This window comes from Burkholderia sp. FERM BP-3421 (assembly GCF_028657905.1).
GTDB lineage: Bacteria > Pseudomonadota > Gammaproteobacteria > Burkholderiales > Burkholderiaceae > Burkholderia.
The window spans coordinates 3,732,965-3,744,588 of sequence record NZ_CP117782.1; the positions used below are offsets into that span (position 1 = coordinate 3,732,965).

The 11,624-nt window shown below is 68.7% G+C and carries 9 protein-coding genes; 4 read left to right on the forward strand and 5 right to left on the reverse strand.

The window, feature by feature from the left end; genetic code table 11:
- Positions 1–92: 92 nt before the first annotated feature.
- Positions 93–1,376, forward strand: a complete 1,284-nt coding sequence (locus tag Bsp3421_RS33110; RefSeq protein ID WP_274001235.1) for an MFS transporter — start codon at positions 93–95, stop codon at positions 1,374–1,376.
- 72 nt (positions 1,377–1,448) lie between these two features.
- Here the strand turns inward: Bsp3421_RS33110 and secF are convergent, their stop codons facing one another.
- From secF to queA, 5 genes are all read right to left on the reverse strand, one after another.
- A complete protein-coding gene (gene secF, locus Bsp3421_RS33115) occupies positions 1,449–2,399 on the reverse strand; it encodes a protein translocase subunit SecF (protein ID WP_274001237.1) in 951 nt (316 codons plus the stop codon).
- 15 nt (positions 2,400–2,414) lie between these two features.
- A complete protein-coding gene (gene secD / locus Bsp3421_RS33120; RefSeq protein ID WP_274001240.1) occupies positions 2,415–4,442 on the reverse strand; it encodes a protein translocase subunit SecD in 2,028 nt (675 codons plus the stop codon).
- A gap of 93 nt (positions 4,443–4,535) precedes the next feature.
- Positions 4,536–4,862: a preprotein translocase subunit YajC gene (gene yajC, locus Bsp3421_RS33125; protein ID WP_274004438.1), complete on the reverse strand. Its 327-nt coding sequence runs from the start codon at positions 4,860–4,862 to the stop codon at positions 4,536–4,538.
- Positions 4,863–5,390: 528 nt separating this feature from the next.
- Positions 5,391–6,572 (reverse strand): tRNA guanosine(34) transglycosylase Tgt, encoded by a 1,182-nt coding sequence (gene tgt / locus Bsp3421_RS33130; RefSeq protein ID WP_274001241.1) that lies wholly within the window; start codon positions 6,570–6,572, stop codon positions 5,391–5,393.
- 174 nt (positions 6,573–6,746) lie between these two features.
- A complete protein-coding gene (queA, locus tag Bsp3421_RS33135) occupies positions 6,747–7,787 on the reverse strand; it encodes a tRNA preQ1(34) S-adenosylmethionine ribosyltransferase-isomerase QueA (RefSeq protein ID WP_274001242.1) in 1,041 nt (346 codons plus the stop codon).
- A gap of 144 nt (positions 7,788–7,931) precedes the next feature.
- On the opposite strand from queA, the gene recG reads away from it, so the two are divergent.
- The 3 genes from recG (at position 7,932) to Bsp3421_RS33150 (ending at position 11,586) form a co-directional block, all read left to right on the forward strand.
- Positions 7,932–10,217 (forward strand): ATP-dependent DNA helicase RecG, encoded by a 2,286-nt coding sequence (gene recG / locus Bsp3421_RS33140; protein WP_274001243.1) that lies wholly within the window; start codon positions 7,932–7,934, stop codon positions 10,215–10,217.
- Between the two features lie 106 nt (positions 10,218–10,323).
- Positions 10,324–11,283: a hydrogen peroxide-inducible genes activator gene (locus Bsp3421_RS33145; protein WP_274001244.1), complete on the forward strand. Its 960-nt coding sequence runs from the start codon at positions 10,324–10,326 to the stop codon at positions 11,281–11,283.
- Positions 11,284–11,448: 165 nt separating this feature from the next.
- On the forward strand, positions 11,449–11,586 hold the full coding sequence (locus Bsp3421_RS33150; RefSeq protein WP_274001245.1) for a hypothetical protein: 138 nt from the start codon (positions 11,449–11,451) through the stop codon (positions 11,584–11,586).
- Positions 11,587–11,624 lie beyond the last annotated feature (38 nt).

Below are 11,624 nucleotides of genomic sequence, written 5' to 3' on the forward strand. Positions count from 1 at the left end.
CGGCCGGCGTGGGGCGCCCTTATAATTTTTGCGCGGCGCGATCCGCCACGACACACCCAACGACACACCCATACACGATCCAGGAGACCCGCATGCGCGTTACGCCCGTCGCTGTCCCATCCGTCGTTGCCGTTTCGCCGCGCGTGTGGCGCGCCGTCGTGGCCGCGTCGATCGGCAATGCGCTCGAATGGTTCGATCTCGTCGTGTACGGTTTCTTCGCCGTCACGATCGCGAAGCTGTTCTTCCCGACGGGCGACGACACCGTATCGCTGCTGCTGACGCTCGGCACCTTCGGCGCGTCGTTCGTGATGCGCCCGCTCGGCGCGATCGTGCTCGGCGCCTACGCGGACCGCGTGGGCCGCAAGGCGGCGCTCACGCTGTCGATCCAGCTGATGATGGCGGGCACCCTGATCATCGCGGTGCTGCCGACCTACGCGACGATCGGCATCGCCGCGCCCCTGATCCTGGTGTGCGCGCGGCTCTTGCAAGGCTTCTCCGCCGGCGGCGAGTTCGGCAGCGCGACCGCGTTCCTCGCCGAACACGTGCCGGGGCGGCGCGGCTTCTTCGCCAGCTGGCAGATCGCGAGCCAGGGCCTGACGACGCTCCTGGCCGCGCTGTTCGGCACCTTCCTCAACGCCGGGCTGTCGGGCGCGCAGATGATGGCGTGGGGCTGGCGGGTGCCGTTCTGCTTCGGGCTGCTGCTCGGGCCGGTCGCGTACTACCTGCGCAGGCGGGTCGACGAGACGCCGGAATTCCTCGCGGCGGCCGGCAGCGCGCGGCCGCTGCGCGATACGCTGGCGTCGCACAAGGCGCGGCTCGCGACGGCGGTCGGCGTGATCGTGCTCGGCACCGTGGCGACCTACCTCGTGCTGTTCATGCCGACCTACGGCGTCAAGGAGCTGAAGCTCGCGCCGTCCGCCGCGTTCGCGGCGATTCTCGTCGTCGGCGTGATCCAGACCGTGCTCGCGCCGCTCGTCGGCCACTGGTCGGATCGCCACGGCGCCGTGACCGTGATGCTCGCGCCCGCGTGCGCGCTCCTCGTGCTGATCTATCCGGCGTTCGCGTGGCTCGTCGCGCGGCCGTCGTTCGCCACGCTGATCGCGGTGCAGGCGGGGTTCGCGGTGCTGATGACCGGCTATTTCTCCGCGCTGCCGGGGCTGCTGTCCGAACTGTTCCCGGTCGAGACGCGCACCACCGGGATGTCGCTCGCGTACAACCTCGCGGTCACGCTGTTCGGCGGCTTCGGGCCGTTCATCATCGCCTGGCTGATCGGCGCGACGGGCCTGCCGACCGCGCCGAGCTTCTACCTGATGTTCGCGGCGGTCATCAGCATCGCGGCGCTCGCGGTGCTGCGCAGGCGCTTCGGCATGCGTTGAGCGCGGGGCGGGTCAAAGAAAAAGGCCGGTTCGCATCGAACCGGCCTTCGGGGACCCGGGTGGGGGCGGCGCTTAAACCTGCGCGCCCGCGTTCGGATCGTTCGGATCGTGCGCGGACTTCCTGTCCTTCACGAGATCCTCGCGGCGGATGCCGAGCCACATCGCGAGCGAGCCCGCGACGAACACCGACGAGTAGATGCCGAACATGATGCCGACCGTCAGCGCGAGCGCGAAGTAGTGCAGCGTCGGGCCGCCGAAGAAGAACATCGACAGCACCATCATTTCCGTCGAGGTGTGCGTGATGATGGTGCGCGACATCGTGCTCGTGATCGCGTGGTTGATCACTTCCGGGACCGTCATCTTGCGCTCGCGGCGGAAGGTCTCGCGGATCCGGTCGAAGATGACGACCGACTCGTTGACCGAGTAGCCGAGCACCGCGAGGATCGCGGCCAGCACCGACAGCGAGAACTCCCACTGGAAGAACGCGAAGAAGCCGAGAATGATCACCACGTCGTGCAGGTTCGCGATGATGCCGGCGACCGCGTACTTCCATTCGAAGCGGAACGACAGGTAGATCACGATGCCGATCACGACGCAGAGCAGCGCGAGCATGCCGTCGGTCGCCAGCTCCTTGCCGACCTGCGGGCCGACGAACTCGACGCGCTGCAGCTGCACGTCGGCGTTCTGCGCCTTCAGGCCCGCCATCACCTGATCGCTCTGCTGCGCGGACGTGAGCCCCTGCTTGAGCGGCAGGCGGATCAGTACGTTGCGCGAGGTGCCGAAGTTCTGCACCTGCGCGTCCGGGTAGCCGAGCGAGCCGAGCGTCGCGCGCACCGGTTCGAGCTGCGCGGTCTGCTGGTACTGCACTTCGATCACGGTGCCGCCCGTGAACTCCACGGACAGGTGCAGGCCGCGATGGAACAGGAAGAACACGGCGGCCAGGAACGTCACGAGCGAAACCACGTTGAAGACCAACGCGTGCCGCATGAACGGAATGTCTTTACGGATGCGGAAAAATTCCATGTGCGTCTCCGGCGCTTATTGGGGCGAACCCGGTTTCTTCGGCGGCAGGCCGGCCTCGGTGCGGCGCCGGGCGACCGGCTTGCCGGCGCGCGGCGCGCTCTTGCGGGCGGCGTCGGCGAGCGCGTTCACCGCCTCGGCGGCGTCGCTGTTCGCGTCCTGGCCGAGATAGGGGGCGGCGCCCGCCGCGTCGGCCGGCTTCCACACCTGGCCGATCGCGAGCGACTTGAGCTTCTTGCGGCCGCCGTACCAGAGGTTCACGAGGCCGCGCGAGAAGAACACCGCGGAGAACATCGAGGTCAGGATGCCGAGGCAGTGCACGATCGCGAACGCGCGGACCGGGCCCGAACCGAACGCGAGCAGCGCGAGGCCGGCGATCAGCGTCGTGACGTTCGAGTCGAGAATGGTCGCCCACGCGTGCGCGTAGCCCTGCTGGATCGCGATCTGCGGCGATGCGCCGGCGCGCAGCTCCTCGCGGATCCGCTCGTTGATCAGCACGTTCGAGTCGATCGCCATGCCGAGCGCGAGCGCGATGGCGGCGATGCCGGGCAGCGTGAGCGTGGCCTGCATCATCGACAGCACCGCGATCAGCAGCAGCAGGTTCACCGACAGGCCGATCACCGACACGATGCCGAACAGCATGTAGTAGGCGGCCATGAACACGGCGATCGCGACGAAGCCCCAGATCACCGAATGGACGCCCATCTTGATGTTGTCGGCGCCGAGGCTCGGGCCGATCGTGCGTTCCTCGATGATCTCCATCGGCGCGGCGAGCGAACCGGCGCGCAGCAGCAGCGCGAGGTCGGCCGCGGCCTGCGGGGTCGGCTGGCCGGTGATCTGGAAGCGGTCGCCGAGTTCGGACTGGATCGTCGCGACCGTCAGCACCTCGCCCTTGCCCTTCTCGAACAGCACCATCGCCATCGGCTTGCCGATGTTGTCGCGCGAGGTCGAGCGCACCGAGCGGCCGCCCGCCGCGTCGAGGCGGATATTGACGGCGGGGCGCTGGTGATCGTCGAAGCCGGCCGACGCGTCGATGATGCGGTCGCCGGTGAAGATCACCTGCTTGCGCAGCAGCACGGGCGTCTGGCCGTTCTGCATGAACAGCTCGTCGCCCGGCGGGACCGGATCGGTCGCGCTCTTCGGATAGGTGTTGAACGGATCGGCGAGGCGCGCCTCGAGGGTCGCGGTACGGCCGATGATGTCCTTCGCCTTCGCGGTGTCCTGCACGCCCGGCAGCTCGACCACGATGCGGTCGGCGCCTTGCTGCTGCAGGATCGGCTCGGACACGCCGAGTTCGTTCACGCGGTTGTGCAGCGTGGTCAGGTTCTGCTTGAGCGCGGCGTCTTCGACCGCCTTCTGCACCGCCGGCGCGAAGGTGCCGACCACCTGGTAGCTGCCGTTGCCCGAGCGGGTCGCCCATTGCAGTTCGCTGACCGACGAGGCGAGCAGCTTGCGCGCGTCCTCGGCCGTGTCCTGGTCGGCGAAGTTCGCGACCACCGACTGATCGACGCGGTTCACGCCGCCGTCGCGCAGGCCCTTGTCGCGCAGCAGCGTGCGGGCGTCGGAGGCGTCGGAGTCGAGCTTCTTGGTGAGCGCGCCGGTCATGTCGACCTGGAGCAGGAAGTGGACGCCGCCGCGCAGGTCGAGGCCGAGATACATCGGCAGCGCGTGCAGGGCGGTCAGCCAGCGCGGCGACGCGCTTTGCAGGTTCAGCGCGACGACGTATTGCGGATCGCTGGGATCGGCATTGAGCGTCTTTTGCAGCAGATCCTTCACGCGCAGCTGGGTATCGGTGTCCTTGAGCCGCACGCGGATGTTCGCGTTGCTCGAGCTCGTGTCGAACGTGATGTCGTCGGGGGTGACCTGGTTGGCCTGAAGCGCCGCTTCAACCTGGGCGAGCGTGCCCGCGTCGAGCTTGATCGTGGCCTTGCCGCTCGACACCTGCACCGCCGGCGCTTCGCCGTAGAAATTGGGCAATGTGTACAGAAGGCCGATGGCGAGCGCCACGACCATCACGACAAATTTCCAGAGTGGGTAACGATTCATGAGGGACCCGGACGGGATGTTGGCTGGAAAGCATCGCGTCCGGCGCCGCGGCGCCCGGTGGGGCGGCGCGAGGGCCGGACGCTCGGGAAGGGCTTACAGCGCCTTGATCGTGCCCTTCGGCAGGATGGTCGTGACCGCGGCCTTCTGCACCGTGATCTCGGTGCCTTCGGCGATCTCGACGCCGATATATGCGTCGGTGACCTTCGTCACCTTGCCGACCAGGCCGCCGCTCGTCACGACTTCATCGCCCTTGGCCATCGCGGAGAGCATGTTGCGATGCTCCTTCTGACGCTTCATCTGCGGGCGGATCATGATGAAGTAGAGCACCGCGAACATCAGGATGAGCGGCAGGAAGCTCATCAGGCTCGATTCGGCGCCGCCTGCGGCGCCTTGCGCGTAGGCGTTGGAAATGAACGACAAGGACACGTTGGTCTCTCCGTTAGGGAAGATCTGAAAAATAAGCCGATTATTCTACCACCGGCCCCTACCGCGACGAACCCGCAAATGGGCTTGCGGATCAAGCTGTTAATGCCTCGAACGCCGCAGTAAGTGCTTGCGTAGAAAGCATATTGTAATATTCGGCCGGGTCGGCGGTGGAAGGTTTCCCATCAAAAATAGTACAAGTCTGAAATTTCAATGGGATGGCGGGCGGGACGGCATGCGCGAGGGGCGCGGCGCCTCGGATGAGGCGATGCCGGATGCCGCGGGCGGGGCGGCTACGGTCCGGGGTCAAGGTCGATTCAGGGGGAACGGGGCGAAGCGTCGCGGGCCGCCCGCGCGGCGGGTGATCGAGGCCGTTGAAGTGGAATTCCCGCGCCGTCGCTTCGGGCGGTCGATGCGGCCCGGCCCGGCTTGACGGCCGCGCATCCCGAGCAACAGGAACGGAACAGTCTCGAAACACGGAAGGGGCATGCCCCTCCGTCTCCCGCGCGAGGCGTCCGGGCCCCGTCAGTCGACCCCTCTCGCCCGATCCTCCGCGAAGCGCCGGCGGAACGCGTCGAACGTGTGCGTCTCGATCGCCTCGCGCATCTCGCGCATCAGTTCGAGGTAGTAGTGCAGGTTGTGGATCGTGTTCAGCTGCGCGCCGAGGATCTCGCCGACCCGGTGCAGGTGATGCAGGTAGCCGCGCGAGAAGTTGCGGCACGTGTAGCAGCCGCAGGTCGCGTCGAGCGGCTTCAGCGAATTCTTGTGCGTCGCGTTGCGGATCTTCACGTCGCCGAAGCGCGTGAACAGCCAGCCGTTGCGCGCGTTGCGGGTCGGCATCACGCAGTCGAACATGTCGACCCCGGCCGCGACGCCCGCGACCAGATCCTCCGGCGTACCCACGCCCATCAGGTAGTGCGGCTTGTCGGCGGGCAGCTTCGGCGCGACGTGCTGCAGCACGCGCATCATGTCCTCCTTCGGCTCGCCGACCGAGAGCCCGCCGATCGCGAGGCCGTGGAAGCCCAGCTCGGACAGCCCCGCCAGCGATTCGTCGCGCAGGTCCTCGAACATCCCGCCCTGCACGATGCCGAACAGCGCGTTCGGATTGCCGAGGCGCTCGAACTCGTCGAGCGAGCGCTTGGCCCAGCGCAGCGACATCCGCATCGAATCGGCCGCTTCCTGGTGCGTGGTCGGCACGCCGTCGGTCGCGTAGGGCGTGCACTCGTCGAACTGCATCACGACGTCCGAGTTCAGCACCTTCTGGATCTGCATCGACACTTCCGGCGACAGGAACAGCCGGTCGCCGTTGATCGGCGACGCGAAAGTCACGCCGTCCTCGGTGATCTTGCGCAGGTCGCCGAGCGAGAACACCTGGAAGCCGCCCGAATCGGTCAGGATCGGCCGGTTCCAGCCCATGAAGCGATGCAGGCCGCCGTGCGCCTCGATGGTTTCGAGGCCCGGACGCAGCCACAGGTGGAACGTGTTGCCGAGGATGATCTGCGCATGCATCTCTTCCAGTTCGCGCGGCTGGGTCGCCTTCACCGTGCCGTAGGTGCCGACCGGCATGAAGATCGGCGTCTCGACCACGCCGTGATTGAGCGTGACGCGGCCGCGGCGCGCGTGGCCGTCGGTCGTCAGCAGTTCGAACTTGAGGCCGTTGTGCGGACGGATGTCCGCGGACGTATCGTGGGATGAACCTTCGGTCATCGCTGGAACTCCTTGCCACCGGAAGATGCTTTGCATGGGACCGGAGTATGCGCTGAAGCGCCCACTCCGGATCGACACGTCCGGCGCAGTTTGAGGAACGCCGCCGGCGGACCGGCGGCGGGGAAAGCGGGATGGATCGGGCGACGCGCGACACGCGCCGTCCGGCCCCGGATATCAGGCCGGCTCCGCGCGCGTGAGCAGCATCGCGTCGCCGTAGCTGAAGAAGCGGTAGCGCTCGGCGATCGCGTGGCGATACGCCGCGCGGATCGTCTCGACGCCCGCGAACGCGGACACCAGCATCATCAGCGTCGACTTCGGCAGGTGGAAATTCGTCACGAGCCGGTCGACCACGCGGAACCGGTAGCCGGGCGTGATGAAGATGTCGGTCTCGGCGCGCACCGGCGCGAGCGGCCGGCCGGCCGCCTCGGCGTCGCGCGCGGCCGATTCGAGCGCGCGCATCGAGGTGGTGCCGACCGCGATCACCTTGCCGCCGCGCGCGCGCGTGGCGGCGAGGCGGTCGACGAGCGGCTGGCCCAGCTCGTACCACTCGCTGTGCATCTTGTGCTCGGCGATGTTGTCGACGCGCACCGGCTGGAACGTGCCCGCGCCGACGTGCAGCGTCAGCGTCGCGTGCTCGACGCCCAGCGCGTCGAGCCGTTCGAGCAGCGCGGCGTCGAAGTGCAGGCCGGCGGTGGGCGCGGCGACCGCGCCCGGCTGGCTCGCGAACACCGTCTGGTAGCGCGTCTCGTCGGTCGCGTCCGGGTCGTGCTCGATGTAGGGCGGCAGCGGCAGCCGGCCGTGGCGCTCGATCAGGGTCAGGCAGTCCTCGGGGAAGTGCAGCGTGAAGAACGGCTCGACCCGCTCGCCGACCGTCACGTCGAACGCGTCGGCGAGCCGCAGCGTGGTGCCGGCGGCCGGGCTCTTGCTCGCGCGGATCTGCGCGAGCGCCGTGCGCGCGCCGGTGATGCGCTCGACCAGCACCTCGATCCGGCCGCCGCTCGCCTTGTGGCCGAAGAAGCGCGCTTTCAGCACCTTGGTGTCGTTGAACACGAGCAGGTCGCCCGGCGCGAGGCACGACGGCAGCTCGGTGAAACGGCGGTCGACGAGGCGCGGGGGCGCCACCTCCAGCAGGCGGCTGGCGCTGCGCTCGGGCAGCGCGGTCTGGGCGATCAGCTCGGGCGGCAGATCGAAATCGAAATCGGAAAGCGTGAACATACGGACTGGTTCGAGGCGGCCGGGCGCGCCGCGCATGGGGCGGGCGCCGCGCGAGCCGCTATGATGGCGGGGTTGCGCGGTTTGCCGGCGTCGCTCGTTCGGACGACGGGAAAGCCGCTATTGTACTTGCAAGCGATCTGCCCGATGCCCGTATCCGCCCGCCGTTCCGCCACCGCTGTCGATGCCGCCGATGCCGTCGCGCCCGCCGAGGCCGACGGACCCGCCGACCTGGCCGGGTCCGCGGCGACGGATCCGCCCGCCGCGCCCGCACCCGCGCCGCGCCGCCGGCGCACCGCCGACGGCCGCCTGGAGCCCGCCGCCGCAGCCGTTCCCGCGAAGAAGGCGAAGAAGGCGGCCCCCGCCAAGCCGGTGCGCACCGCCGACAAGCTCGCCAAGCTCGGGCTCACGCGCTCGATCGACCTCGTGCTGCACCTGCCGATGCGCTACGAGGACGAGACCACGCTCACGCCGATCGGCGAGCTGCTGCCGGGCGAGATCGCCCAGGCGGAAGGCGTCGTGGTCGACAACGAGATCACCTACCGGCCGCGTCGCCAACTGGTCGTGAAGCTGCGCGACGACGCGGGCGCGGAACTGGCGCTGCGCTTCCTGAATTTCTACGGCTCCCAGGTCAAGCAGATGGCGGTCGGCCAGCGGCTGCGCGTGCGCGGCGACGTGCGCGGCGGCTTCTTCGGGCTCGAGATCGTGCATCCGGCGGTGCGCGTCGTCGACGAGGACGCGCCGCTGCCGCAGGCGCTCACGCCCGTCTATCCGAGCACGGCGGGGGTGTCGCAGGCGTATCTGCGCAAGGCGATCGACAACGCGCTCGACCACACGCCGCTGCCCGAGCTGCTGCCCGCCGCGGTCGCCGACGCGTACCTGAAGCCGCTCGCGGTGCCGCCGCTCGCGGACGCGGTGCGGATGCTGCACCACCCGGGCGTGGACGCCGACGAGACCGCGCTCATCGACGGCACCCACCCGGCCTGGGTGCGGATCAAGTTCGACGAGCTGCTCGCGCAGCAGCTGTCGCTCAAGCGCGCGCACGAGGAGCGCCGCACGCGCGCGGCGCCGGCGATGCCGACGCGCGCGCGCGACGACGCGGCGTCGCTGAGCGCGCGCCTGTACGCGGCGCTGCCGTTCTCGCTGACGAACGCGCAGGAGCGCGTGGTCGCGGAGATCGGGCGGGACCTGACCGAGCCGCATCCGATGCAGCGGCTGCTGCAGGGCGACGTCGGCAGCGGCAAGACCGTGGTCGCGGCGCTCGCGGCGGCGCAGGCGATCGACGCGGGCTACCAGGCCGCGCTGATGGCGCCGACCGAGATCCTCGCGGAACAGCACGCGCGCAAGCTGCGCGCGTGGCTCGAACCGCTCGGCGTGTCGGTCGCGTGGCTCGCGGGCAGCCTCAGGGCGCGCGACAAGCGCGCGGCGATCGAGGCGGCCGCGCTCGGCACGGCGCAGCTCGTGATCGGCACCCACGCGATCATCCAGGACAGCGTGACGTTCGCGCGGCTCGGCCTCGTGATCGTCGATGAGCAGCATCGCTTCGGCGTCGAGCAGCGCCTCGCGCTGCGGGCCAAGGCGGCCGGCGCGGCCGACGGCGCGCAGGGCTTCCAGCCGCACCAGCTGATGATGTCGGCGACGCCGATCCCGCGCACGCTCGCGATGACCTATTACGCGGATCTCGAGGTCTCGACGATCGACGAGCTGCCGCCCGGCCGCACGCCGATCATGACCCGGCTCGTCGGCGACGCGCGCCGCGAGGAGGTGATCGGCCGGGTGCGCGAGGCGGCGCTGGCGGGCCGCCAGGTGTACTGGGTGTGCCCGTTGATCGAGGAAAGCGAGACCCTGCAGCTGCAAACCGCGGTCGAGACCTTCGAGACGCTCGTCGCGGCGCTGCCCGAGCTGCGCGTCGGCCTCGTGCACGGGCGGCTGCCGCCCGCCGAGAAGGCGGCGGTGATGGACGCGTTCTCGCGCAACGAGGTGCAATTGCTGGTCGCGACCACGGTGATCGAGGTCGGCGTCGACGTGCCGAACGCCTCGCTGATGGTGATCGAGCACGCCGAGCGCTTCGGCCTCGCGCAGCTGCACCAGCTGCGCGGGCGGGTCGGGCGCGGCACCGCCGCGTCGGTGTGCGTGCTGATGTACAGCGGCCCCTTGTCGCTCGCCGGCCGCGCGCGGCTGAAGACGATGCGCGAGACCACCGACGGCTTCGAGATCGCGCGGCGCGACCTCGAAATCCGCGGCCCGGGCGAATTCCTCGGCGCGCGCCAGTCGGGCGCGGCGATGCTGCGTTTCGCCGACCTGGAGCAGGACGGCTGGCTGATCGAGCCGGCCCGCGAGGCGGCGGCGCGGCTGATCGCCGCTCATCCCGAGGTCGTCATCCAGCACCTCGCGCGTTGGCTCGGCGCGCGCGAACAGTACCTGAAGGCCTGATCGGCATGCGCGCCGCAACAGCGCTTTTCGTCGTGGAAGGTTGGCGAATCGGCTCAACCGGTGTATAAATTAAATCTATCGCTCGTTTATTATTGATTGACCCACAATGACGCTTACTGAATTGAAGTACATCGTCGCGGTTGCGCGCGAGCGGCATTTCGGCCGCGCGGCCGAGGCCTGCTTTGTCAGCCAGCCGACACTGTCGGTGGCGATCAAGAAGCTCGAGGACGAGCTCAATGTGCAGATCTTCGAGCGCGGCGCCAGCGAGGTCAGCGTCACGCCGATCGGCGACCAGATCGTCACCCAGGCGCAGCGCGTGCTCGAGCAGACCTTCGCGATCAAGGAGATCGCGAAGCAGGGCAAGGACCCGCTCGTCGGCCCGTTCCGGCTCGGCGTGATCTATACGATCGGGCCCTATCTGCTGCCGACGCTCGTCAAGCAGATGATCCACAGCGTGCCGCAGATGCCCTTGATGCTGCAGGAGAACTACACGCTGAAGCTGCTCGAACTGCTCAAGCAGGGCGAGATCGACGCGGCGATCATGGCGCTGCCGTTCCCCGAGACCGGCCTGATGGTGCGGCCGCTGTACGACGAGCCGTTCGTCGTCGCGCTGCCGTCCGGGCATCCGTGGGAAAAGCGCCATACCATCGACGCAGCCGATCTGAAGCAGGAAACCATGCTGCTGCTCGGCAACGGGCACTGCTTCCGCGACCACGTGCTCGGCGTCTGCCCCGAGTTGATGCGCTTCTCGCAGACGGCCGACGGGATCCAGAAGACCTTCGAGGGCTCGTCGCTGGAAACCATCCGCCACATGGTCGCGAGCGGCGTCGGGATCACCGTGCTGCCGCGCATGTCGGTCGCCGAGGTGCGCCCGCATACCCGCGCGCAGGATGCCGACCTGCTGTCCTACGTGCCGTTCGACGAGCCCGCGCCGGACCGGCGCGTCGTGCTGGTCTGGCGCAAGAGCTTCACGCGCATGCCGGCGATCGACGCGATCAGCGATGCGATCGTCGCGTGCGGGCTGCCGGGCGTGACGAAACTCGACATGCCCGCGACGCTCAACTGAGCGCGTCGTGCGACCGGGGTCCGCCCCGGTTTTATTTTGCCTATTTGATAGATAAATTTTATAGATTTGAGTGTATCGATAGTTTTATATAAGATGCCTGACATGTTCCAACCCACGGCGACCGGCAGCGAAGGCCGCCCGACCACGACAGAGAGGAGGGGTGCCATGACCGACATCATGACCTGGGCCGCGCGGCGGAACCCTTGGCCGCGTTCGACGCTCGTCATCCAGGCGAAGCGCGCGATGCGGGGCTGGGAGCCGATCGCCTGCGCCTTCCTCGCGGATCGCGCGCTGGCCCACTGAGCCCGCGCACCGCCGCGCTCCCCGATACCGTTTGCCCA

What these genes read in the sequence shown, in the direction of transcription:
- queA (WP_274001242.1), bottom strand. Translation starts at nt 7,787, where the DNA reads ATGTTCACGCTTTCCGATTTCGATTTCGATCTGCCGCCCGAGCTGATC.
- recG (WP_274001243.1), top strand. Translation starts at nt 7,932, where the DNA reads ATGCCCGTATCCGCCCGCCGTTCCGCCACCGCTGTCGATGCCGCCGAT.
- secD (WP_274001240.1), bottom strand. Translation starts at nt 4,442, where the DNA reads ATGAATCGTTACCCACTCTGGAAATTTGTCGTGATGGTCGTGGCGCTC.
- tgt (WP_274001241.1), bottom strand. Translation starts at nt 6,572, where the DNA reads ATGACCGAAGGTTCATCCCACGATACGTCCGCGGACATCCGTCCGCAC.
- secF (WP_274001237.1), bottom strand. Translation starts at nt 2,399, where the DNA reads ATGGAATTTTTCCGCATCCGTAAAGACATTCCGTTCATGCGGCACGCG.
- Bsp3421_RS33145 (WP_274001244.1), top strand. Translation starts at nt 10,324, where the DNA reads ATGACGCTTACTGAATTGAAGTACATCGTCGCGGTTGCGCGCGAGCGG.
- Bsp3421_RS33110 (WP_274001235.1), top strand. Translation starts at nt 93, where the DNA reads ATGCGCGTTACGCCCGTCGCTGTCCCATCCGTCGTTGCCGTTTCGCCG.
- Bsp3421_RS33150 (WP_274001245.1), top strand. Translation starts at nt 11,449, where the DNA reads ATGACCGACATCATGACCTGGGCCGCGCGGCGGAACCCTTGGCCGCGT.